General features: G+C 58.1%; 18 protein-coding genes. 8 read left to right on the top strand and 10 right to left on the bottom strand.

Annotated features, from left to right (window positions below):
- Window positions 1–27: 27 nt before the first annotated feature.
- The 3 genes from K227x_RS28235 (at window position 28) to K227x_RS28225 (ending at window position 4,447) form a co-directional block, all read left to right on the top strand.
- Window positions 28–1,806 (top strand): di-heme oxidoredictase family protein, encoded by a 1,779-nt coding sequence (locus tag K227x_RS28235; protein ID WP_145175980.1) that lies wholly within the window; start codon window positions 28–30, stop codon window positions 1,804–1,806.
- Window positions 1,807–1,991: 185 nt separating this feature from the next.
- Window positions 1,992–3,311: a Na+/H+ antiporter NhaA gene (locus K227x_RS28230; protein ID WP_145175977.1), complete on the top strand. Its 1,320-nt coding sequence runs from the start codon at window positions 1,992–1,994 to the stop codon at window positions 3,309–3,311.
- A gap of 77 nt (window positions 3,312–3,388) precedes the next feature.
- Window positions 3,389–4,447 (top strand): LOG family protein, encoded by a 1,059-nt coding sequence (locus K227x_RS28225; protein ID WP_145175974.1) that lies wholly within the window; start codon window positions 3,389–3,391, stop codon window positions 4,445–4,447.
- A 142-nt stretch (window positions 4,448–4,589) separates the two neighbouring features.
- Here the strand turns inward: K227x_RS28225 and K227x_RS28220 are convergent, their stop codons facing one another.
- Together K227x_RS28220 and K227x_RS28215 are read right to left on the bottom strand one after the other, a co-directional pair.
- The gene (locus tag K227x_RS28220; protein WP_145175971.1) at window positions 4,590–6,614 is read right to left on the bottom strand and encodes a MutS family DNA mismatch repair protein; all 2,025 of its coding nucleotides are present in this window, start codon (window positions 6,612–6,614) and stop codon (window positions 4,590–4,592) included.
- Between the two features lie 112 nt (window positions 6,615–6,726).
- A complete protein-coding gene (locus tag K227x_RS28215) occupies window positions 6,727–8,463 on the bottom strand; it encodes a hypothetical protein (RefSeq protein ID WP_145175968.1) in 1,737 nt (578 codons plus the stop codon).
- A 197-nt stretch (window positions 8,464–8,660) separates the two neighbouring features.
- Between K227x_RS28215 and K227x_RS28210 the strand changes: the two genes are divergently transcribed.
- The 3 genes from K227x_RS28210 (at window position 8,661) to K227x_RS28200 (ending at window position 12,638) form a co-directional block, all read left to right on the top strand.
- Entirely contained in the window at window positions 8,661–9,893 is a 1,233-nt protein-coding gene (locus K227x_RS28210; RefSeq protein ID WP_145175965.1) for a hydrolase, read from the top strand.
- A gap of 114 nt (window positions 9,894–10,007) precedes the next feature.
- A complete protein-coding gene (locus K227x_RS28205) occupies window positions 10,008–11,537 on the top strand; it encodes an aminotransferase class III-fold pyridoxal phosphate-dependent enzyme (RefSeq protein WP_145175962.1) in 1,530 nt (509 codons plus the stop codon).
- A 72-nt stretch (window positions 11,538–11,609) separates the two neighbouring features.
- Complete coding sequence (locus K227x_RS28200) at window positions 11,610–12,638, top strand: arginine N-succinyltransferase (protein ID WP_145175959.1); 1,029 nt, start codon at window positions 11,610–11,612, stop codon at window positions 12,636–12,638.
- Between the two features lie 58 nt (window positions 12,639–12,696).
- Here K227x_RS28200 and K227x_RS28195 read toward each other — a convergent pair whose 3' ends face one another.
- The 4 genes from K227x_RS28195 to K227x_RS28180 all read right to left on the bottom strand — a co-directional run bounded on the left by K227x_RS28195 (window position 12,697) and on the right by K227x_RS28180 (window position 16,452).
- Window positions 12,697–13,032: a competence type IV pilus major pilin ComGC gene (locus K227x_RS28195; RefSeq protein ID WP_145175956.1), complete on the bottom strand. Its 336-nt coding sequence runs from the start codon at window positions 13,030–13,032 to the stop codon at window positions 12,697–12,699.
- On the bottom strand, window positions 13,029–14,192 hold the full coding sequence (locus K227x_RS28190) for a type II secretion system F family protein (protein WP_145175953.1): 1,164 nt from the start codon (window positions 14,190–14,192) through the stop codon (window positions 13,029–13,031). The genes K227x_RS28195 and K227x_RS28190 overlap by 4 nt, the downstream gene beginning before the upstream one ends.
- 89 nt (window positions 14,193–14,281) lie before the next feature.
- Window positions 14,282–16,027 carry a GspE/PulE family protein gene (locus K227x_RS28185; RefSeq protein ID WP_145175950.1) on the bottom strand — a complete coding sequence of 582 codons (1,746 nt, stop codon included), beginning with the start codon at window positions 16,025–16,027 and terminating at the stop codon, window positions 14,282–14,284.
- Window positions 16,024–16,452 (bottom strand): response regulator, encoded by a 429-nt coding sequence (locus tag K227x_RS28180; RefSeq protein ID WP_145175948.1) that lies wholly within the window; start codon window positions 16,450–16,452, stop codon window positions 16,024–16,026. Before K227x_RS28180 ends, K227x_RS28185 begins: the two co-directional genes overlap by 4 nt.
- A gap of 337 nt (window positions 16,453–16,789) precedes the next feature.
- On the opposite strand from K227x_RS28180, the gene K227x_RS28175 reads away from it, so the two are divergent.
- A complete protein-coding gene (locus K227x_RS28175) occupies window positions 16,790–18,028 on the top strand; it encodes a GGDEF domain-containing protein (RefSeq protein WP_145175945.1) in 1,239 nt (412 codons plus the stop codon).
- Here K227x_RS28175 and K227x_RS28170 read toward each other — a convergent pair.
- The 3 genes from K227x_RS28170 to smpB form a co-directional block, all read right to left on the bottom strand.
- Window positions 18,025–19,437 carry an ABC transporter permease gene (locus K227x_RS28170; RefSeq protein ID WP_145175942.1) on the bottom strand — a complete coding sequence of 471 codons (1,413 nt, stop codon included), beginning with the start codon at window positions 19,435–19,437 and terminating at the stop codon, window positions 18,025–18,027. The two genes, K227x_RS28175 and K227x_RS28170, sit on opposite strands and share 4 nt — an antisense overlap.
- Window positions 19,438–19,580: 143 nt before the next feature.
- Entirely contained in the window at window positions 19,581–20,264 is a 684-nt protein-coding gene (locus K227x_RS28165) for an ABC transporter ATP-binding protein (protein ID WP_145175939.1), read from the bottom strand.
- Entirely contained in the window at window positions 20,261–20,767 is a 507-nt protein-coding gene (smpB, locus tag K227x_RS28160) for an SsrA-binding protein SmpB (protein WP_145175937.1), read from the bottom strand. Before smpB ends, K227x_RS28165 begins: the two co-directional genes overlap by 4 nt.
- Before the next feature lie 135 nt (window positions 20,768–20,902).
- Between smpB and lipA the strand changes: the two genes are divergently transcribed.
- Window positions 20,903–21,823 carry a lipoyl synthase gene (gene lipA, locus K227x_RS28155; RefSeq protein ID WP_145175934.1) on the top strand — a complete coding sequence of 307 codons (921 nt, stop codon included), beginning with the start codon at window positions 20,903–20,905 and terminating at the stop codon, window positions 21,821–21,823.
- Window positions 21,824–22,059: 236 nt separating this feature from the next.
- Here the strand turns inward: lipA and K227x_RS28150 are convergent, their stop codons facing one another.
- Complete coding sequence (locus K227x_RS28150; protein WP_145175931.1) at window positions 22,060–23,445, bottom strand: tetratricopeptide repeat protein; 1,386 nt, start codon at window positions 23,443–23,445, stop codon at window positions 22,060–22,062.
- Window positions 23,446–23,448: the final 3 nt, after the last annotated feature.

Here is a 23,448-nt window from a genome sequence, read left to right as displayed (position 1 = left end):
CTCACGTTTCCTAGATGGGGGTTTCCAATGCGACGTTCACTTCTGTTCGGTTTAGCGATGGCCGCGACGGCGGTCACATCGATTTCGTGGTCGTCATCGGCGATCGCGGTATCACCGATCTCGGTCCAGCAGGGGCAGCAGTTGTTCCAACGCAATTGGACCCCCGCCAACCGTGCCATTTCAAGCGATGGTTTGGGGCCGCTGTTCAATGGCCAGTCCTGTGTGGCCTGCCACAGTCAAGGCGGCGTGGGCGGTGGGGGTGCCGCCGAGCACAACGCACATTCGATCGGCATCGAAGAAATGCAGATCGTCGGTGGGCCGGTCGACACCGATATTATCAAACGAATGGTCAGCACCTTTCATCCGGGGTTCATTCTCAGCGACGGTACGGTGATCAACACCTTGGCGATGTCGCATCACGGTGGTTCACCCGCGTTTGCCCAGAGTCGTGCGGCGTTTTTGAAACAGTTGCCGGCCGAATTCAGCAGCCATGGCGGACCCGTTAGTGCGCCCGAAGTGCGCAGTGCGACGTCGATGCCGGTGTTGTTTCATAACGCGATCGGAAAATACCAAATGTCGATTCGCGCACGGCTGTTTCAGCGAAACACGACCGCGTTGTTCGGCGCCGGTGCCATCGATCGGGTGACCGATTCTGAAATCATCAAGGTTGCAAAGTCGCAGGAGCAGCATCCCGAGATCAGCGGCCGACCGGCAACGCTGCGGAGCGGAAAGATCGGGAAGTTTGGATGGCGGGGGAACGTCGCTTCGTTGATGGAGTTCACTGACCAGGCCTGTGCGAACGAAGTCGGTTTGGAAACCAAACGCAAACCGCAACCGGCTGACCCGATGGTGCCCGGCTATCGGAATTCAGGAGTCGACATCAGCGATGAACAGATCGAAGCGATGGCGGACTTCATGGCTGCCCTGCCGGCGCCGGTGCGTGATGTTCCCGGTGATTCCAAATCGCGAATGCAAGTGGAACGTGGCGAACAGATGTTTGCATCGGTGGGATGCGCCGTCTGTCACCTTCCTCATATCGGGCCCGCTCGTGAAATCTACAGCGACCTATTGCTGCACGATATGGGACACGAATTGGTCGACTTGAATCATGCCGAGCCCTACATCATTCGAACCACCCCGGCGACCCGGCTTTCGATGGCAGGAACCGAACGCGTTACCGGGACCATGATGGTCGGCGGCTACTATGGGCCTGCCACGGAGATTAATGTCGATCAGACGACCGTTTCCGGTCGACTGGATTCGGGCCGGGGGGGCGCTGTCAGGGCGGAGTCCGGAAGGATAGATGATCTTCCGCAGCTACCCAATAACCGAGCGTACTATGGGCGATCGCAATCGATTGCGGCCCGACCCGGCGGCGTTGCAATGCGAGGGCTTCACTTTGTTGCCCCTTCGGTCCCCAAGGAAAGATTGCTATTGGTGGACCTCGCTTACGACGAAAAGAATTTCTCTTCCAGCACGTCCAAGGATCTGTACGGGCTTGTGATGAATGCAAAGATTGAACGAAAGAGTACGGTCCGTCAGACGGTGTACAACCGAATTCACTTCGAGCCGACCAAATTCAACCAGGAATGGCGGACGCCGCCGCTGTGGGGCGTACGGGATTCGGCACCCTACATGCACGATGGTCGGGCCCAAACGCTGTTGGAATCGATCGCGATGCATGGTGGCGAATCGGCGGGAACGCGGGATCGATTCCTGCAACTGCCGCTTTCCGATCGACACGCGATCCTGGCGTTCTTGAATACCCTGGCGGCGCCACCGAATGCCCCGCAAATGGCGTTCTAACGTCGCGGATCGTCGATCAGCGGGGATAATCGGCACAATCGTTCGATTTTGCCAGAATCCCCGCGGATGGAAGTTGATGCTCGGCTCGAAAGGGCTAGGTGTGACCAACGATTTCGAAAGCACACGTCAGGTTTCCGACAACGGCCCTGACACCTTTCCAGAAATCGTATGGGGCGCAGGGGCACATGTCCGGTCACGAAAAACCACGCGGATTGTTCCGCAAGCTCGTAGATAATTCATTCCTGTTGATTGTCGGTGCACTGGCCGCATTGGTTTGGGCCAATATGGCGCACCAATCCGGCAGCCATTCGTACCACGATTTTGTCCACTTTGATGTGACCTCTTTGTGGTCAGGTGGATCCGATCATCACCAGGTGGATGCGACGTTGGTCTCGTCCGCTGGCGAAGACTCGGACGTGGAACAGGTCGCCCAACATGGGTTCAGCCTGCACTTCATCGTCAACGATATCTTGATGGCGTTGTTCTTTGCGATCGCGGCCAAGGAAGTCTGGGAATCACTGCTGCCGGGCGGATCGCTGCACGAACCTCGCAAGGCTGCGACCCCTTTGTTAGCCACCGTGGGCGGTATTCTGGGACCGGCCGGGGTGTTCATGTTGGGGGCGTACTTCACGGGGACCACGATTGATCTTGGCAACGGTTGGGCGGTCCCTTGCGCGACCGATATTGCGTTCAGTTATCTGGTGGCACGCATCGTGTTTGGTGCGGGGCACCCTGCAATCGCGTTCTTGTTGTTGTTGGCGATCGCCGATGACGCGGCCGGATTGATGATTCTGGCACTGTTTTACCCACAGGCACCGATCGTGCCACAGTGGCTATGCCTTACGTTGGTAGCGATGTGTGGCGCCATGTTGCTGCGACGCCAGAAAGTCCACTCGCACTGGGCGTACCTGTTGGGGCCAGGTGCCATCTGTTGGTTCAGTTTCTATCAGGCCAATATCCACCCGGCACTCGGTTTGGTACCGATCATTCCGCTGTTGCCTCATGCCCACACCGACCTGGGGATCTTTGCCCGGGAAGAACTTGATCGACACGACACGCTGAGCGAGTTCGAGCACTGTTGGAAGCTGCCGGTGGAGTGTTTCCTGGGGCTGTTTGGATTGATCAACGCGGGCGTGGTGATGAGCAGTTTGGGAACGGGCACATGGCTGGTTTTGGCCGGACTGTTCATCGGCAAACCACTGGGGATCACAGGCATGACCTACTTTGCCGAGAAAGGTTTGAAGCTGGAGAAGCCCGCCGGGATGGACTATCGGCACGTGGTCACTTTGGGGGCCGTGGCAGCGATTGGATTCACCGTCGCTCTGTTTGTTTCCGTGGCGGCGTTTACCGTTCCCGGTCCAATCCAGGATTCGGTCAAGATGGGAGCTCTGCTAAGCTTTGCTGCAGCCCCGATCGCGATTGTGATGGGGCGTGCCCTGGGGATTGTCCCCGTTCAACCGGCCGCTGACATAGAATCCACCGAGGCTTCGACGGCAGCTGCCTGATCGAAATTCCGCATCGGCCTGTGGGTTCCCCGCAGGCCGATGCAATTTTCTACTCCACCGGCCCCTTCAATAGTTATATGGATCAGGACGAACAGCCGAAGCATCTCCCCGAATCGTTGCCTAACGAGGCGATTGGCGAAGACGAGCATTCGCGACCGCAACCGGCCGACGAACCGATTCCGACGGTCGACACCCAAGACCTGTTTCGGGTGATGCGACACACCGTCGATCGGCTGGAAAAAGACAAGACAGCGCGAGGTGACTTGAAGATCCTGTCACGGACACTTCGTGAACTGCGGTACGCCTTTACGGTATTCCGTCCTTTCCGGCGTCGCCGCAAGGTCACGATCTTTGGGTCGGCGCGAACGCCACCGGAACACCCCGAATATCAAGCGGGCGTCGAACTGGGCCGACGGTTTGCCGGGCACGGTTGGATGGTCATTACCGGTGCCGGTGGTGGGATCATGGAAGCCGGTCACCGTGGTGCCGGTCGGGAAGCGTCGATGGGCCTAAACATCATGCTGCCCTTTGAACAGAGCGCGAACCCATACATCGACGGGGACGCCAAACTGGTGACGATGAAGTACTTCTTCACTCGCAAATTGATGTTCGTCAAAGAATGTAGCGCCGTGATCTGTTTGCCGGGCGGCTTCGGAACGCTGGACGAAGCGTTCGAAACCATCACCCTGATGCAAACCGGAAAACAAACCATGATTCCGTTGGTGCTGGTCGACCATCCCGGCGGCAGCTACTGGCATGACATGGGCAAATTCATCGACAAGCAACTGCTTGGCAACGGGATGATCAGCCCGGCCGATGGAAATCTATACCGGATCACCAATTCAATCGACGAAGCGATGGATACGGTATTGGGTTTCTACAAGGTTTACCACAGCATGCGGTACGTGAATGATCACGTGGTCATGCGGCTGAAGCGTCGTTTGACGGATGAACATCTGGAACGGATCCGGGCCGAATACAGCGACATCCTGGCCGGTGGAACGTTTCAGCAACGTGACGCATTGCCAGAGGAAAGTGGCGAGCCCGATTTGGCCGAGATGCCACGATTGGTCTTTCACTTCAACCGCCGTTCCTTGGGCCGCATGCGCGGACTGATCGACGTCATCAATCACTGATCGGGTCGCAAACGCAAGCCGCCAAGACTTTCGGTGATTCCCCGGTGCGCCGAAACTCTTGGCGAGTCTCGCAACGTTGTGATCGGTTGGTCGCGGATTCAGAGAGCTCGGCGATCAGTCCTCGGCGATCAGCCTTCGGCGATCAGTCTTCGGGGGTGTGATCGCCCAGCCCGACCATTTCCAACAGCCGTAGGGCGTTGGTGGTCGGTGATACACCCTGACGCATTTGGTAATCGAACGTCATTTGTTCGTTGCCTTTGGCGTCCGGGCGGATTGTTTCGCGGAAGTGAACGGTGGTTGCGATCGACTGCAGTTCCGGTTCGTCAGCCAGTTCCAGGTCGTGCGTGGTGATCGCGCCGATGGAACGTGAATCCATCAGGTGCCGGAGCACCTGGACGACGGCAATCTGCCGTTCGCGGCTGTTGGTACCCTGCAGGATTTCGTCCAACAAAAACAGGCAAACTCGATCATTGATTTTGGCCATCTGCCGAGCCTGATCGACGACGCTCTTGAGCCGTTTTAGTTCGGCCATGTAGAACGAAACGCCTTCACTGACATCGTCGCTGACACGAATGCTGGTGGCCAATTCGATCGAAGCGGTTTCGAATTGCTGGGCACAGACGGGGGCGCCGGCGCCGGCCAAGGCGACGTTCAATCCGACGCTTCGCAACATCGTGCTTTTGCCCGACATGTTGCTGCCGGTGACCAACAGAAGTGTCCCCGGCGGCCCGACTTGCACGTCATTTCGAACGCGAGCCGAATCGGGCAATAGCGGGTGTCCAATGGCGGTTGCCTTGACGGTGGCAGTGGCCGGATCTTGGTTCCATGTGGCCCGTGCCCACGTGGGGTATTCATCGCGGAGGGCGGCGATCGACATCAACGCTTCCAGTTCGCCCAAGGCTTCGAACCAATCGGCCACCTGGTCGCGAAAATGGGATTGCCAAGATTCCAGTCGCTTCAGGACCCAAACGTCCCACAGTCCAAAGGCTTGAAGCGGCAGGTACAGCAAAAATGTACCGGCCGATTGGCGTAGGCCGCCGGCTGCCGCGACTCGTTGCAGTTGACGCATGCCCTGCACCGCACAGCGGTCGCCATCGACCATTCGGTTGCGAATCCGCGATAGGACTCCACCACGATCGTCGTCGCCTACCGGCAGCCAGGTGGCTGCTGAAAAGATCTCTTCGTAATCCGTCACCATCCGTCGGTTCGCCATCGCAATCGAAAAGATCTCGTGCGCCGGTCCTAGCATCAGAGTGGTGATCAGCAGGTTGATCACAATCAACGAGATCAGTCCGACCAAGCCAATCCGAAACGCCATCGCAGGCAACCATCCGGCGCCGCCTAACAGCAATGCACCTAGCATGACGAACGTCAAAACGACGCTGATCAGCGCCCAGCTGGAAAGCCAAGAACGTTTCTGGAGCCAGGTGTCGCCGGTGGCCCAGCGGGTGAATTGTTCCGGATCGCCAGTGCTTTCGCCGACATCCCGGGCCAGCGTGTAAAAACGGATTCGTTGGTCTCGCATCGGGGCCAGGGCGTCGACCGCCTTGGCTCGCTCGGCTGCGGTTTCAGCGATCGATGGGCCTGACAACCACTGCGCTAGCGTCCGGATGCCGGGCGTCGTTGCCGCCATGGAAACTAGGTGAAACAAAGACGCACGTCCAAGCAGATCCAGGTCTCCGGCGACTTCACGACGATGGCCGTGCAGTTCGACGCTGGCCAACAAAGAGGTCAATCGCTTGGTGGCCAACGCATTCCAGTCTCGATTGAGTCTGGCAATCAAGCGTTCAAAGACGCTGCGATGACGTTTCATTTCTGCGATCGCGTCGCGGATCGGTTCGTTCAACGTCGCGACAACAAAGAACAATGCAAACGCGATCCAACCGATCCATCGGGCACTGGGGACGTCGTTCGATGCATAGCCCAACAACCAGAACACAATCGCAGCCAGGAATAAGCCGACGCGGATTTTTCCTAGCAGTTGGTCCTTTGCCGCCAGCACGTCGCAGCGCGCGTTGATGGATTCCAATTGTTCCTGATACCGAGCGACCGCAGCCGCGGCATTGTCCGATGCGACGTTGGATGATTCGGTTGCGACGGACGGTTCCTCCGCGGCGGATCGTGACGGGGTGTTGGCCGGGTCGTTCGATGAAGTCGAGTGGTTCAAGCTAGTACTCTGCAAATCACGTGACGAATCGGTTCGGCGTTCGGACCGGCGTCGTTGGTGGGCAGCGGGATCAGCAGCGTGGGCGTGGACCTAAGCTGCGACGAAAGAAAGATCAGGTGCCGGCAGCAAAGCCGGAGATGGACGACTTTGATTTGCGTCCAAACGGACGCGACGAGCTGGTCACCATCTTGGTTGCGATACGGTCCTGCAGGTTCGGGCGAAATACCGCCAGCAACAATAGAGGCAGGAACCAAGCGATGTAGAGACCACCGCCATAGCCGTGCCAAAACTGGGACGCGACCATGACCGCGGCGGATCCGCTGATCAGCGTTCCCAGGTTCTTCTGGGCTGGCCAAATGGCAAAGAACACGCATAGGATCACAAACGCAACGATCACTGGCAGACGCCAAATCGGTTCCCAGCCCAGGCTCCAGAACCCTTCAAGGCCCAGCGCGTCGCGGTTCGGATTCAGCAGTCCAAACATCCGCCGCAGATGCTCGGTCAACGATGCGGTATCGTCGAACGACAACGCCAACATCAACAGCGCCAACATCGCAATCACGCCAATCGCAAACTGGCGTGCACCACGTTGCCAATAAAAACTGAACCACAACGGCAGCAGGAACAGTGGGTAATAGACCAAGCCGCCCGCTAGCCCTAGGAACACGCCAGCGATCAGGGGACGGCGGTAGGTTAGTACCGCCCATAATAACAAGGCCGCCGGTAAGGCATGGTCCACCCGTCCGGTCATCTGAGCCGTATAGGGAAGCATCAAGTACAGCGTTGCACAGCCGACGCCCGCCCGGATGTTTCCGAAATGGCGATTTCCGATCAACACGATGCCGGTCACGATCGCCAAGTGGGCGGCGATCGCAAGCGCTTTGGCAATCGTGGCCAAGCGGGTCTGTGACGCGGACAATTCCGCAGGGGTGGGTGGCGAAACGCCCCCGGGTGCTTCGCTGACCGGACGCGTGGGGATTGCTGGCAACATGTTCATCATGGCATACCCGGGACCCAAGGCGGGGCCCTGAGTCACTTGGATGCGTGAATCGCTGGTGACGACGTTGGCCATCATGAAGATGAACAACGAAATCCCAATGAAGGTCAGGCCACCGCTGGTTAGGTTCGGATCCAACAGCGGACGGCGGACCATCAATGGGTCCAGCATCAGTCGCAACAGCAAGAACGCTTCGACGATGAACAGGTAAACAAACCCCCATCGCTGGACATCGCGGGGCCCCAGTTTGACCGGGGCTGCGTCGGCGGATGCCGGGTTGGCGGCGTCCGCGATTGTCGCCGCAGCGGTCGATGCGCTATCGGTTGCCAAGTTCTGTGTGGGGGAATCCACGGCGGACGTGACACTGCCGTCGTCTGGGTTGCCGGTGTCAGGGGTGCCGGTGTCAGGGTTGCCGTTGCCGGGGTTGCCGTTTCCGGGGTTGGTGGGCGCCGCGGGATCGATCGTTTCGCTGGCCGCTGGGGCGGTCGTCGAATCGTCCGCAGGCGAATCCGGTGATTGTTGGGAATCGACCGCCGGGGAATCCTGAAATAAGGCGAATATCGGCAGCGCCGACAAGACGGTCTTGGTGGCCTGGTCGCTGAGCGCCGATGCAGCGGACTCCGTCGGATGACTCTGTGCCAAAGCCAGGGCTTCGGACTGGGCCAGTTCCCGGCGATATCCTTCGTGGACGATCAACAATCCAGGGGCCAACAGGATCAGCAGCACCAGGTCCAAGTTCCGGATGCTCCAGAACCGATGGAAAACAAAGTACAATCCAATCGTCAAGAACGACGACAGGTAAACCCATGTCGTCGGATCAGGCCGCCTGTAATAGAGCAGTATTTCGCTCATGAAATTGAGGCCATCGTCGACGCGATGTACCAATAGGAACGGTGTGTGGTCTCTTAGAATCGAAGCCTAACAGAATAACCGATCCGGCGTCGGTGGGCACCATGGCGTCGTCGCACGGATGTCAGTGACCTGCAAAGGTTTGCACCGGAAGATTGTGCCGGAAACGGATCCCCTAAACGGGTTGTATGGTGGTTTGAATGGAAACGATTGAAATGGACGCTTCGATCTCGGGCCGACTGGATCAGGCTGCCCAATGGATTGCTGGACAACATTCCAGCGCAGTCGATCAACTGATCGGGTGGTGCGACACCAATTCGTGGTCGTTGGATGAGGTTCGGTTGAAGGCCATGGCCGATCGTTTGGCCAGCGATTTTAAGGCTGATGGAATTCCCCTGGATTCGCTGGAATTGCCCGACGTTCGGCTGTTGGGCAATGCAGAGCAATGGGTTCCCCAGCCGACCGGTCCGCTATTGGTCTGGCATCACAATGCCGACGCGCCCAAACGGGTGTTGCTGATGATCCATTACGACACGGTGTACCCGCACGGCAGCCAACCGTCGCAATGTCGTCAATCAGGCGATCGATTGATCGGTCCTGGAACAGCGGATGCCAAAGGCGGGATTTCCGTCATCAAGCTGGCCGCTGGTGCGATCATCCGGTTCGGTTTGGCCCAGCATTGTGGCGTTTCGGTGGTGCTGAACCCGGACGAAGAAATTGGAACGACTGGATCGGGTGATGCGATCGAGCAGATGGCAGCCGGTTTTGATCGGGCGCTTGTATTCGAACCGACGTTGCCAGACGGATCGATGGTGGCCAACCGCAAAGGGTCTGGCAACTTTGCGTTGTCCGTCCATGGGCGATCGGCGCACGCCGGGCGCAACCCCGAAGATGGACGCAACGCCATCGTTCATCTGTCAAAGATGGTCGGTGAAGTGGCCGGTCTGCATCAACCCGATGCGGGGCTGAGCGTCAATGTCGGCCATATTGAAGGGGGGGGGCCGCTGAACCGCGTGCCCGATCATGCATCGGTTCAACTGAATATTCGGGTGGTCGACGATGTGGCGATGGATCGCGCCGAGACGTCGCTGAAATCGATCGTCGATCGGTACACGGTCGATGGCTATCACGCCCGCATGCTGGGCCAGTTTCATTCGCCACCCAAGTTGGTCGACGACGCCGGTCGCGTGATGCAGAAGTGGGTCCAGCGGGCGGGACGCTATGCCGGCCGCGATTTCAAATGGCTGGACACCGGTGGCGCTTGCGATGGATCGAAACTGGCCGCTTGGGGACTGCCTAATGTCGACACGATGGGCGTGTCGGGCGGCGGATTGCACAGCCCGGATGAATTCTGTGAAGTCACGTCCTTGGTTCCCGCGGCAGTGACCGTGGCAGCAGCGGTGGCTGAATTTTCGAGCCAAGCCAGCAAGTGACCGGCATCCCATGCCGTTCAGCATCGATCGTCCTGATCGAAGACGATAGGTGGGGGGATCGCAAGCTTCGTTCCACGGATTGGTGACTGAACCTCGGACGTCCAAAACGTTACTATGTCATCAGACCGAAACGTGCCGCTTGCCGCTCGGTTTTGGTTGTTTCATTTTTTCTCGTGTGTCGGCCCGGAGTTTGTCGTCGTGGATCCATCCGCCCAGAAGTCTTCTTCCGCTTTAAGTCCTCCATTGAAAGCGGACGCATTTCGGGCTGATCCTCGCATCGCAGAGGCCAAGCGTTTGATCGCCGAAGCGTTGGCTGATCATGGTGCTGGATTGACCGATGTGTCAGCACCGAACCCGGAACTGCTGCCCGGATACGACGCTTTGTTGCAGCGATTGGCCGCGACGCGTGGTGGCCCGCCATTCTGGCCATACCTGTCGGCCGGTTTGGGCAATGGACCCTATGTCGAATTGGCTGATGGCAGCGTCAAGCTGGACTTCATCGGTGGCATCGGTGTGCATGGGTGCGGGCATAGCCATCCGGCGATCACCGACGCAGCCATCGACGCGGCGATCGAAGACACCGTGATGCAGGGGAATCTGCAGCAGCATCCTCCCAGTGTCCGAATCAGTGAAAAATTGATCCAGTGGGCCACTCGCGGCGGAGCCCCGTTGGATCATTGTTTGTTGTCCACCAGCGGCGCGATGGCGAACGAAAATGCGCTGAAGATTGCCATGCATCACCAGTCGCCCGCCGATCGTGTGATCGCGTTCGACAATGCGTTCGCAGGTCGTTCGCTTGCGATGGCTGCGTTGACCGATCGCCCCAAGTATCGAATGGGTTTGCCGCTGGCTGTGAACGTCGACTATCTGCCGTTTCGCGACCACGACAATCCCAAGCGAAGCCAACAATGGGCCGTCGACGAACTGAACCGTTTGCTAGATCGTCATCCCGGTCGTTATGCCGCGTTCTGGGCCGAGCCGATCGCTGGCGAAGGTGGATACTATCCCGGCAGCCACGACTTCTTTGCTGCGTTATGTGAACCGCTACGCAAAGCCGGTATTCCGATCATCTTTGACGAAATTCAATCGTTCGCGCGAACCTCGGCTCCGTTTGCTTTCCAGCATTACGGATTGGATCACTTTGCCGATATCGTCACGGTCGGAAAGATCACTCAGGTTTGTGCGACTCTGTACGGCAAAGACTTTGTGCCCAAGGGACCGATTCTTAGTCAGACCTTTACAGGGTCGTCTTCGTCCATCGCCGCCGGGATGGCGATGTTGGAACTGTTGGAATCCGAGAACTGCTTTGGCCCCGATGGCCGGAATATGCAACGCCAAGCCTACTTTGCAGACGAACTGGATCAACTTAGCCAGAAGTATCCATCACTGATTCACGGGCCGTTCGGCGAAGGGATGATGATCGCTTTCACGCCGGGCGATGGCAGCTTCGATCAGGCCAAACTGTTGATGGATACGATGTACGAGATCGGATTGTTGGGCTTCGTTTGCGGTTCCGATCCAACGCGGATCCGGTTCCTGCCACCACCGGTTTCGACGACCAACGCCCACATCGATGCAGCGATCGTGTTGCTGGAACAGTCATTGAACGAGTTTGCGAAGAAGTTGGCAGCGGCGAAGTCTTAAGTAGCCCCCGTCGGCAGAAGTCCCCTGGTGCAAGGGCGAGTTTAATTTCACCGGAAAAGGCGGTTGGGATCGATGGAGGTGGTACGAGCAGTCTGCATCGACGACCTGGACGATCTGTTGCGATTGGTTCAGTCGGCAACCCGTGGGCTGACATCGCTGCAGCTCAATCGCGAACAATTGCTCGATCGGATCGAACAGTCCGTGTTCGCGTTCAGCCGCACGGGGGTTGCGCGGCGGGCCGAACCCTACGTGCTTGTGATGCTCGACCGCGTCGGCGGCGAGATCGTCGGAACGTCCACGATCTATGCCAGGACGGGTGGCCATCAACCGCTGTATGCCTATCAGTTGACCGCCACCGACCATCACAGCGAAAGTCTGGGTGTCGATCATCACCGAGAAAGCCTGACGCTGTTTCGTGCACACGATGGGCCGACGGAGATCGGCAGTCTGTTTTTGCGCGGCAAGTATCGTGGCGGTGGACGAGGCCGCTGGCTGTCCTTGGCACGATTCATGATCGTCGCGATGAAGCCGCATCGGTTCGCCGAAACGGTAATCGCGGAGATGCGTGGCCGAGCGGAACCGGATGGTCGTGTGCCATTTTGGGATGCCGTGGCCGGGCGGTTCATTCCCGTTGACTTCGCTGTGGCCGATGCGATGTCGACGCTTTCCAAAGACTTCATCGAAGACATGATGCCTCAGCATCCGATCTATTTGGATCTGTTGCCGGATGCCATCCGCCAAGGCATCGGGCAGGTGCACACCGAAACGTTGCCTGCGATCGCGATGCTGCGCAAAGAAGGCTTTCGGGCAACGGATTTGATCGACATCTTCGATGCGGGACCAGTCATCGAATGCCCCAGAGATCAAGTGGGTGCGGTCCAACGATGTCGATCGGTGTCGGTTGCCAAGATCGCCGAGTCCATCGACGATTCAGGACAAGCGATGGTCGTTGCCACCGATACCAACGGGTTCACCAGCGTGATGGCTACCGTGGTTCTCGACGGTGACCAGGTCCAGTTGTCGGCTGCGGATGCCGATGTGTTGGGTGTCGATGTCGGATCGGATTGTTGGGTGATGTTGCCCCGACCAAACGCGGAATGATTTTCGCAGGTTTGTACGGCGCCGGTCGCCCCTGCGCTACATGGATGCGCTGCATGGATTACGGATGCGTTGCGCAGGTCACGTTGCCGCTGCGATCCAGCGTGTAGGCGTTGCCCGTCACAGGGCAAGCCGGCAAGGTCGTTCCCCAGTATTCCGCGGTTGTCAGCTGTCGCATATCGGTGGCCGGCAAGGACCCCGTCGTGTCGACGTGACGTTGGACTTCGTTTTGAAGTATTTGGCGGCCAAGTTCGCAGCTTCGTGAGTGGGCTGTGTCACCGGGCGTTCGAAATTGGGTGACAGCGATGGTGGCGACCGTCGCCGCGATCATCAACGCCGCCAGGATTTCGATCAGTGAAAAACCGCGACGATGGTTTCTAGCGAGCGGGCGGATCATTCAAGCACCTCAAACATATGGAACATCGGTGTGTAGATCGAAAGCACGATGCCGCCGATTGCGATCGCTAGGCCAATCGTCAACACCGGTTCTAGCAAGCCAACCGTGGCGTCGATGCGAGTTTCAAGTCGTTCTCGCAAGTGTTCGCAGGTGCCCTTCATCGCTTTGGTGAAGTTGCCTGACTGTTCCCCGACACCAATCAATTGGCAAAGGGTTGGCGGGAAGAATCGTTCGTGTTTTGCGAGTTCCGCACTCAGCTTTTCACCGCGTTGCACATTGCGTCGAATGCTTTCGCCTGCCGCTTTGACCTCGCGGTTGGAAATGCAATCGACTGCGATTTGGACGGCGTCGACAGGGGTGTATCCACATTCGACCATCGACGAAACCGCTTCGGAAAATTGCAGGACGGCGATGTCGCGAAGCCAGGGGCCGATCAGCGGAAGGTGCAGGAACGCGTTGTCCAGCATCCGGGATAGTTTCGGTTTGGATCGTGCGAATAGGTAGGCCGCTGTGGTGACCGTTAGGAATGGCAGCACGGTCCAGTAGTGGTTCAAGACAGCCCGGCTCATCGCGGTCACGAACTGGGTCACCGCGGGCAGGTCGACACCACTGCTGCTGTAAACCGTTTCGAATTCGGGGACGACGACGACACACATGAAGATCATCAATCCTGCACCCGCCATGGTGATCAGGATCGGGTAGCTGACCTTTTTGATGATGCGTTTTCGCAGGGCGACTTTGCGTTCCATCTGTTCACAGACTCGCGCGATCGCTTTCTCTAGCGACCCACTTCGTTCGCCAATCCGAACCTGTTGGATCTGCATCGGCGTGAACGATCTTGGATAGCGTTCCATTCCTTTGCTAAGCGAGTCACCTGCTTCGATGGTCATGCGTAGCCGCATCAGCACATGACGGTACTTTCGGCTGGACCGGTCCGCAGCCAGGGAAGTCAGTGCCTTGGGCAACGAAAGACCGTTTTCCAGCAGCATCAAGATCATGCGCAGCAGATCTGCCAGCGCCGCCGCAGGGATCTTGGTGGAATCGCCTTTGCGCTTGGGTCCTACTTCGATCGAATTCAGTTTTCGAAACAGACCAACGATTCCACCCCCTCGGGAGGATTGGTTGGATTGCGACGGATAGGGATTCGGCTTGGCGTACATCGTAAAATCTTGCGCAGAGGGTTGGCTGGCTGCAAAGAACAAGTGTCCGGTACCGATGGTTTGTGGCCGAGATCGGTGCCGGAAATGTTTTAGGTCACATCGGCTTCACGACGTCCGCTGGGGACGGTGCTGGTGTCGCTGCTGCGCCGATCGCCGCTGGTCTTGAAGTACACTTCTTCGATCGACGTGCGTCCGGCCAATGCCTGTTCCAGCCCGGCACGCGACAGTTCGACCATGCCCGCGTTGATCGCCATTTGGTGCAGTTTGGAATGGGGCACGCCGGCCTCGATCGCCATCGTGATTTCCGGTGTGATGGGCATGATTTCGAAGATCGGAATTCGACCTGAAAAACCGGTCCCCAGACATTTTTTGCATCCTTCACCGCGATAGAACTTGGCATCCCGTGGCACCGTTGCTTCGGGGTCGATCGCGTCAAGCAACTTGGCATTGGCGGGCACGGCCAGCTTGCAGTTTTCGCAAACGCAGCGCAACAGTCGTTGCGCAACGCTGCCCAATAGCGAACCGGCAATCTTGAAATTGTCGACTCCTAGGTCACTTAATCGTTGAACGGCACCGACGGCATCGTTGGTGTGCAGCGTGCTGATCATCAAGTGACCGGTCAGTGCCGCTTGGATCGCTGTGGTTGCGGTTTCCGAGTCCCGGATCTCACCAACCATGATCACATCGGGGTCTTGCCGCATGATGAACTTCAATGCGTTGGCGAACCCCATCCCGAATTCGTTATCGCTTTGCACTTGGTTGATTCCAGGCAAACGAAATTCGACGGGATCTTCCACGGTGACGATGTTGCGATCGACTCGGTTCAGGTACTGCAGGGCCGCATACAGGGTCGTGCTTTTTCCGCTGCCGGTTGGCCCGGTGACGACGAACATGCCGTGGGGTTTGTCGATCATCTCGCGCAGCATCTCGAAGTCACGCGGCATCATCCCGATGTTGTCCAGGTGGAATGTTTTCCCGCCTTCGTCAAGCAACCGCAGCACAAGCTTTTGGCCGTCGACGGTAGGGATGCCACTGACCCGGAATCCAACGCGTTTTCCGTTCTCGAATACGTTGAGGTGACCGTCCTGAGGGCGGCGATTCTCGGTGGTGTCCATGTCGGCCATCACCTTGATTCGGCTGATGACAGAATCTTCGATGTGATTCGGAATGGTCATCACTTGCTGCAGTTCACCGTCGACGCGATAGCGAACTCGCATTTCTGGTTTGAAGGGTTCTAGGTGCACGTCGCTGGCGCCCGCGGTCACCGCACCCGAAAGGATCGCTTGGACCAATCGGACCACGGGCGCATCTTCGTTTTCGGCAAGCGCGATCGCGTTGGCGGCATCGGTGTCGTCCACACCCGCTTCGCGAAGTTCGGATAGCTTTAGGTCGACAATGGTTTGCCGTGCCACGCTGCGATCGTCATAGACTCGGCTGACCAGGGCTTCCAGGTCCTCTGCCATCGCAACGTTGGGGTGGATGTGATAGCCGGTCATCAATTCCACTTCGGCGATCGTTTCGATATCGTCGGGGGCGACCATGGCAAGTGTCATTGTGTTGCCGCGGATGTCGATCGAACTGGCTTGCTGCGACCGTGCGAATTCCTCGGGCAACAGGCGTGCGATCTGCGGATTGACGTTCGACGGATCGATGTCGATGTAGGGGACTTCGAACTGTTCGGCCAGCGCATGGCCCAGTTCGGCGGTGGACAACAGACGTTGTCGAACCAGCCAATCGCCGATCATTTCGCCGCGCGGCTTGGATTTGAACGCCGCTTCCATCTCGTCGGCGGTCAAAGTCCCGCGTTCGATCAGAATGTCACCTAGACGTCTCATATCGCCGCTCCTTGTGCGGTGGGTCGTTTGCGCCGTTTGCCAACGTTTCCGACAAGTAGTTTTTCGATCTTGGACTCCATCACCATCGGATCGAAGGGGCTGATCAAATAGTCTTGGGCACCAGCATGGTGGGCCCGTTCGACCGTTTCCAAGTTGGTGTCCAACGAAAATACGATCACCGGCAGGTCGGCTGCTGCGTGCTCGGTCCGAATCCGGGCGACCCATTCCAGCCCATCGCCATCACGCAGCGAAGTGTCCACGATCACAAGATCGGGAACGTCTTTGCTGATCGACTGGCTGGCGTCGGTGCCACTGGCAACGGTCTCGACTTGATAACCCAATAGTTCAAGACGGAACGATGTTAAATTGGCCAAGACTGGTTCGGCCAAGACCAACAACAGTTTGATGCCGGACGAATTGAACACGTTGCTAAACCTGAGACGAAATAGGAGCGAAAACGACAACCGATGCGGCGAGGGCCGGACGAGGGCGAAAATTGCTGCGGACCGCGTCGGTTCTGAACTTTAGGTTACGTTCTAGGGAACAACTCAATTCCACGGCGATGACGCGATGTTTGGCAAAGTGATCGCCCTTGATCTTTGGAATTGGCTTGCCGATCATTCCGTCTGACCCCTACGATCCGCATGATCGGTACATCCGGATTTCATTGCGGTCATCGCAACCTGTTTTCGTTAGATCCGTGACGCCGCATAGGCAGGTGGACCACACCTTTGCATAGAGTCTTCGTTACAACCGCCAAGCATGACGTTGTCGATTGGATGCATGGATCGACAGGTGTTGTTCTTGGTCGCGTCGCTACCAGCGCGTCTGTCACTTTGTCGATTGGATAAATTACCCTTGCCCCACGCTGTGTCTCTATCGCTGCGTTTGGCCGTTGCAGTGGTCTGCATTGGTCTCGGCATCCTGTACGCCGCGGGGATGCTAGGTCTGCTGGATCAGCCGGCGAAAATGGCGTTGTTCTTTGCTGGTTCAGGAGTGGTTCTTTACACGCTGATGATCCACCGTGCTTTGCGGTCAATCGAAGTTAGCAGTGTGGTGCCCGACCGAGTGCGAGACGCATTGGACACGCTGTCCGAGGGTCTGTTGGTGGTGGATGAACGCGACAATATCGTGCTGGCCAATGATGCGTTCAGCCGGATGGTAGGGATCGATCGCGGCGATTTGATCGGTCGGCGGGCCTGTTCGTTGGCGTGGGTTTCGTCCGAACCGCTGCGTGGCGAAGACTGTCCCTGGCAACGCGCCGCCCACCACGGCCAGCCACAGATCGAACAGTTGATGCGATACCGGTTGCCCGATGATTCGATTCGGTTCTTTGCGATCAATGCATCGTCGGTCCAGCATGGCAAGTCGGCCACTTGCGGCGCGGTGGCAACCTTCCGCGATGTGACTCTAACGGAGGCCTACCGCGCTGAACGAGAACGCACGTTGGCGATCCTGCGGACGAGCCGCGACGAGATCAGTTCCCAGAATCAAGAATTGCAAATCCTGGCTACGCAGGATGCGTTGACTGGTTGCCTGAATCGGCGTGCACTGACCAGCCTGTTTGCCGATCTTTGGCGAGACGCAAAACAGCATCAAACGCCGCTTTCGTGCCTGATGATTGACAACGATTACTTCAAGCGGGTCAACGATCAGTACGGTCACTCGGTCGGGGACGAGGTTCTGCGCCGGGTTTCTGAAGTTCTGCAAGACCGCTTTGCGGAACCCGCGTTGGTGTGTCGGTACGGCGGCGAAGAATTCTGTGTGATTCTTCCCAATACGCCCTTGGAATACGCGGTGAAACAGGCCGGTGAACTTCGCCAAGCGATCGAAGACCTCCGCTTGGCCGACATCGAAAGCCTTCGCCTAACCGCTAGCGTGGGAGTGTCGGAGACTCGCTTCGGCGCATCGACTCCCAGCGGATTGATCGCACAGGCCGACGAATCGCTGTACGTCGCCAAGGCCAGTGGGCGAAACCGGGTGGTCGCGTTCCGCAACTAGGCAGACAGGTTTGTGCCCACGTCGGTGCGATAGGCCGACCATGCTGGAAGCAACGCGGCAAACAGGGCAAGACAGATGACAACCGGCAAAATGTAAAGCTCGTATCCGCTGGTGCTTAGGAAACCGACTTGGATGCCGGTTTGATCTTCGATCCTTTGGCTGGCCATTGCGATCGCGGCGTGCGCTAGGATCCAGCCCAGGATCCCACCGATCACCGCAACGATCATGCTTTCGATGACGATGATCGCGGTCACGGTTTCGCGGCGGGCACCCAGGGCCCGCATCACGGCAATGTCGCGGCGGCGATCGTTCATCGAGTTGTAGATCGCGACCAGGACACCGACGGCAGCGACAAAACAGGTGATCAACGTGATCGCCAACATCGCGGACATCAGCGGTCCGACAATCAGGTTCATCAGCTTGTTGATTTCGCCGACCGGAGCGGCCGCCTGGGCCCGGATGCCTTCGTTGATCGCGTTTTGCATGCCGGGGGCAAACATGATGTTGCCGTTTCGAACCAAGATCGACGTGACCTCGCGCTGTGGGATCGAAAGCAGTTTGAACTCGCCCGGATTGGTCGCCGGCAATTCGGCATCGATGGTCGTGTCACCAACGGCTGCGCCATTCGTCGTCTCGTCCGTTGACGTTTCCTCGTCGTCGGATTCGACCGGCTTGGCGTGACCGTCCATCAGGTAAAAACCTTCTAGGTTCACGAACGCTGCGCGGTCATTCGGCGTGCCGGTGGGGTCCATGACGCCGACAATGGTGAAACCAAGATCGTGTCCGTGGCCGCTCGGGTCACCATGGGTCGGGTTGAATGTATCGCCGACGCCGACATTCATGTCATGGGCGACGCGGGCACCCACGACGGCTTCGAAGTATCCGTATTCCTTGGAATGTTCTTTCAGCGCACGGCCTTCGCGGAACGTGAACTCTTGGTCAAGATTTTCACCGTGCCGAAGTTTTTCAAAGAACTGAGGTGTCGTGCCGACCACACGGAACTCGCCGAAGTAATCGCCAAGTGCTAGCGGGATGGCAAAGCCACCGGCAATGAAGGGGGCGTATCGACCGCCTCGCTGAGCGAGTTCTTCATCGCCGCCAAATTTCTTCACCATCGCCGCGCGTTCTTCTTGACTGAAAAACTCCATGTACTCGGTGTACGGCAGGTTTTCGATCGGCTGGCTTAGGTAGAAAACGCTGTTCAGCGTCAACTGCAGGGGGCTGCCCTTGGGGCCAACCACTAGGTTGTACCCGACGTAGGAATTGCGAGTGAATGCTTCGTGGATCACGCCGTAGATCGACAACACAAGCACCACCAAACCGACTCCGAGAGCAAGCGACAGCGTCGTCAGAATGCTGGATAGCGATCGGTGCCAAAAATTTCGCCAGGCGATTTGCAGTAACGACATAACGTCAAACGGGTCTGTAGGCAGGTGGGGGAGGCGTTGGGAATCAAGTGTCGATACAGCGGCAGACCTGCTGCATGGGAAAGCTGGTCGAATGGAACCCAATGGCGGTCGGTTGGATGAACGTCGCGTTCATCGTGGTGGGCTTAGGCGGTCGGCGCGAGCGCTCGATTGATGTCTTCAAGCCGTTCGATTCGATCGAACTTTGCGGCGATATCCATGTCGTGTGTCACGATCAACATCGCGATGTCTTCGTCACGACAGGACGATCGAATCAGTTCAAGCACGCTTTCGGCACTGACCGGATCCACGTTGGCGGTGGGTTCGTCGGCGAGCAGTAGCCTGGGTTTGCCAGCCAGGGCCCTGGCGATGGCGACCCGCTGTTGTTGGCCGACGCTCAGTTGGCTTGGGCGATAGTTCGCACGATCGGCCAGCCCGACACGGCCCAGCAGATCTTTGGCGCGTTCGGTGTCTTGTCGACCGCTTCCAAACGTCATCCCCAAGCGAACGTTTTCGATCGCCGAGAATGCGGGCAGCAAGTTGAATGTTTGGAAGACGTAGCCAATCTTGGACGCACGGAAACGATCGCGGCCTTGTTCGCTTAACCGCGTCAGCTCGGTTCCGTCCAACGTCAGCGATCCCGAATCGGGAGTCAGCAAGCCAGCGATCAAGTGCAGCAGAGTGGTCTTGCCACCGCCGCTGGTTCCTACCAACGCAACTTGTTCGCCTTCCTCGATTCGAAATTGGGGGATGTCCAGCACCGTCAATCGGCCGCCACCCGGTTGGGCGAAGGTCTTGATCACGTCGTTGACTTCTAGCAGGTTGGTCATCGTCCCCTCATCGCGCGGCGGAGGCCGCGGTCGGTGTCACGTTTTTTGATCGATTCACGTTTGTCGTGCAGCTTTTTGCCGCGGACCAAGCCCATCACGCATTTGGCGATGCCGCGTTCGTTGAAGTACACCCGCAGTGGGATCAGCGTCAGCCCGCGTTCGTGTGCCTTGCCCGCAAAATTGTCGTACTCGCGTGCATGGACGAGCAGTTTGCGTGGACGCCGGGGATCGTGGTTCCACATACCGGCGTTCTTGTAATGGCCGATATCAGCACCGATCAGCCACAGTTCTTTGCCCTGGACGCGGATGTAGGCCTCGTCGAGTGACAGTTTTCCGTCACGCATCGATTTGACTTCGCTGCCAATCAGCATCATGCCGCATTCGACCGAATCAACGATCTCATAACGGTGTTTCGCTTTCCGATTTTCCGATACGGGCGTGATCCCTGATGGGGTCTTGGACTTGCCGGCAGCGGATTTTGCGTTTTTGTTCTTTTTGGCCATGACGGGGGGATTGTACGGCACTGCCGCCGAAAGTCGATGTCGCCTCTTTCCGAACTGGTATTCGCACTACAATGCGTACTGAGTGCCGGTTTGGTTCGGCTCGCTTTTTCGTTTTCCTTTGTTTAGTCGTCATCCATGGCATTTCGTTTACCTGTTGTCGCCGAGCCCGAAATCCCCGAAGGCACCGAAATCAGCGCCTCTGGCCGATTGCCCCGGTGGCTGAAGCGTCCGATCCCCAAGAGCAATTCGAACCACATGACGTCCGAACTGCTGGACGAATTGAAGCTCGAAACGGTCTGTGAGAACGCGAAATGCCCCAATCGGATGGAGTGTTACAGTCAGCAAACCGCGACGTTCATGATCCTGGGGGCTGTCTGCACTCGCCCCTGTGGGTTCTGTGCGGTGCATCGCGGCCGACCACCTCAGTTGCCTGAAACCGACGAACCGGCACGAGTCGCCGAGGCAGCCGCCCGCTTGGGACTGAAACACGTCGTCATCACCTCGGTGACCCGCGACGATCTTCCCGATGGCGGTGCCCAGCACTTTCACGATTGTGTGACCGCGGTGCGGGATCGTACCGGTGCGTCGACCGAAGTCCTGACACCCGACTTTGTGCACTGCAAACCGGCGCTGAAAACCGTCATCGACGCGTTCCCCACCGTGTTCAATCACAACATGGAAACGGTGCCGCGACTGTACCGCCGCGTGCGGGGGCCGAAAAGCGATTACCGTTGGACGCTGGAAATGATGCGTCAGGTCAAAGCCTACAACCCGGCCGTCAAGACCAAGAGCGGATTGATGTTGGGCTTGGGTGAACAGCGTGCAGAACTGCTGGACGCGTTGGCCGATTTGCGAGAATACGACGTCGACTTCTTGACCCTGGGACAGTATCTGCAGCCAGGAGAAAAGTATCTGCCCGTCGTTCGCTATGTGCCACCTGAAGAGTTTGACGAACTGGGTGAGATCGCAAAGTCCATGGGCTTCAAAAAGGTCGCCAGCGGCCCGTTCGTCCGCAGCAGCTATCACGCCCGTGACATGGCCGAAACCGAAGTCTAAACAAGCCCGTTTAGCCGCCCGGCCACGATCCGTCACATGTGTGCGGTACCCATCGTTTAACCGCGTGCCCACCGGGCCGCGCGTCCATCGCCCAAACACACGGGGCGATGCCCACGCGGCTAAACGAAAATTCGAAATCGACCCCAGTACCCATCGTTTAACCGCGTGCCCACCGGGCCGCGCGTCCACGCCCAAACACACGAGTCGATGCCCACGCGGCGAAACGAGGGCGTCGCCTAGCGGCCGGCGACTTGAGCGACTACGTCGTCCCAGTGACCGAGTCTCTGTTGTCGGGCTAGCCGCATCGTCGGATACCAAGGCGTGGTGTCCCCGGATTCTAGCCACCGCCAATCCGGCACTCGTCCCAGCATCAACGTCACGTCGGCGCCCGCCGCGCCAGCCAGATGCGCGATCGAAGTGTCGGTCGTGATGACTTGGTCCAGGTTGGCCAGGATCGCGATCGTATCGGTGAACGCGCCTTCGGTCGCGTCGACGTGGCTGGGAAGTCGAACGATCTTGTCGCCGAACCCGCACGTTTCCAACTGCTCGGATCCATACCCGAACTGCAGATTCACGAGCGTTGCATCAGCGGTTTCTGAAAGCGGTCGCAGGGTTTCCAACGCCACACTGCGGTACACGTCGGCGTGGTGTTCGGGGTTCCCCTGCCAATTGATGCCGATTCGCCGTCCCGTCGTGTTGGCATCCAACCAGGTCTTCCAGTAATCGACCAAGGGTTGCGATACGTGTAGGTAGCCACGATCGGGTGCGATCAAATCGGTGCGAAAGTCAATCTTTCCATCGATCTGGTACAAGACATCGATGGCTTCGATCATCGATCCATGAAAATCGACCGGTGGGGGCGTCGCCGTATCCTCGATCAATTGATGCACGCCCAGCGTCGCCATGGTCGAGCTAAACAGAGGGATCAGTTTCTTACCGCACTGCAACACCACCGTTGCACCGCGATCTCGGAGTGTCGCCGCAACGCGAACGAAATGGATCGCGTCACCGAGTCCCTGTTCGGGATACAGCAGGAACGTCTTCCCCGTCAGCGATTCGCCATTCCACCTCGGTGCACTGGTGCGTGGTCGGTACGTGCCCGGCATTCGCCATCGCCATCGATAGTGATCCCAGCCCGCCGTGTAATTGCCTCGCAGCAGTTCGATGACGCCCAGGTTGCGATGCAGTTCGGCATTGTCAGGGTCGATCAGCAGTCCCTTTTGATACCACTGCATTCCTCGTTCGATTTCGCCCGACCAGATCCACAGTGTGCCGCGGTTCTTAAGCGCCGAAAGGTATCGCGGGTCCTGCCCGAGTGATTTGTCAAAGCAATCATCCGCAGCATCCACCTGCCCCAACATCCGCAGCGAGTTGCCCAGGTTGTTCCATGCGATCGGGTAGATCGGTTTGATCTCGATCGCCCGCCGGTAGGCATCGGCGGACTCGTCAAAGCGTCGCTGATCGAAAAGGGCGATGCCCAGATAGACCCAGGCATCCGCGTTCTTGGCATCACTCGCGATGACGCTCCGGTACATCGCTGCGGCGCGTTCAACATCACCGGCCTGATGAATTCGCCATGCTTGTTGCAGCGTCGCTGCGGGATTTTCTGACTGTATCGACATGAA

This window comes from Rubripirellula lacrimiformis, assembly GCF_007741535.1.
GTDB classification, from domain to species: domain Bacteria; phylum Planctomycetota; class Planctomycetia; order Pirellulales; family Pirellulaceae; genus Rubripirellula; species Rubripirellula lacrimiformis.
The sequence above is the reverse complement of the archived record's forward strand: the minus strand, read 5'-3'. Positions and strand labels throughout refer to the sequence as shown.

Coding starts and splice junctions, on each gene's coding strand:
- K227x_RS28235 (WP_145175980.1), top strand. CDS start 28: ATGCGACGTTCACTTCTGTTCGGTTTAGCGATGGCCGCGACGGCGGTC.
- K227x_RS28230 (WP_145175977.1), top strand. CDS start 1,992: ATGTCCGGTCACGAAAAACCACGCGGATTGTTCCGCAAGCTCGTAGAT.
- K227x_RS28225 (WP_145175974.1), top strand. CDS start 3,389: ATGGATCAGGACGAACAGCCGAAGCATCTCCCCGAATCGTTGCCTAAC.
- K227x_RS28215 (WP_145175968.1), bottom strand. CDS start 8,463: ATGAGCGAAATACTGCTCTATTACAGGCGGCCTGATCCGACGACATGG.
- K227x_RS28210 (WP_145175965.1), top strand. CDS start 8,661: ATGGAAACGATTGAAATGGACGCTTCGATCTCGGGCCGACTGGATCAG.
- K227x_RS28205 (WP_145175962.1), top strand. CDS start 10,008: ATGTCATCAGACCGAAACGTGCCGCTTGCCGCTCGGTTTTGGTTGTTT.
- K227x_RS28200 (WP_145175959.1), top strand. CDS start 11,610: ATGGAGGTGGTACGAGCAGTCTGCATCGACGACCTGGACGATCTGTTG.
- K227x_RS28195 (WP_145175956.1), bottom strand. CDS start 13,032: ATGATCCGCCCGCTCGCTAGAAACCATCGTCGCGGTTTTTCACTGATC.
- K227x_RS28190 (WP_145175953.1), bottom strand. CDS start 14,192: ATGTACGCCAAGCCGAATCCCTATCCGTCGCAATCCAACCAATCCTCC.
- K227x_RS28185 (WP_145175950.1), bottom strand. CDS start 16,027: ATGAGACGTCTAGGTGACATTCTGATCGAACGCGGGACTTTGACCGCC.
- K227x_RS28175 (WP_145175945.1), top strand. CDS start 16,790: ATGACGTTGTCGATTGGATGCATGGATCGACAGGTGTTGTTCTTGGTC.
- K227x_RS28170 (WP_145175942.1), bottom strand. CDS start 19,437: ATGTCGTTACTGCAAATCGCCTGGCGAAATTTTTGGCACCGATCGCTA.
- K227x_RS28165 (WP_145175939.1), bottom strand. CDS start 20,264: ATGACCAACCTGCTAGAAGTCAACGACGTGATCAAGACCTTCGCCCAA.
- smpB (WP_145175937.1), bottom strand. CDS start 20,767: ATGGCCAAAAAGAACAAAAACGCAAAATCCGCTGCCGGCAAGTCCAAG.
- lipA (WP_145175934.1), top strand. CDS start 20,903: ATGGCATTTCGTTTACCTGTTGTCGCCGAGCCCGAAATCCCCGAAGGC.
- K227x_RS28150 (WP_145175931.1), bottom strand. CDS start 23,445: ATGTCGATACAGTCAGAAAATCCCGCAGCGACGCTGCAACAAGCATGG.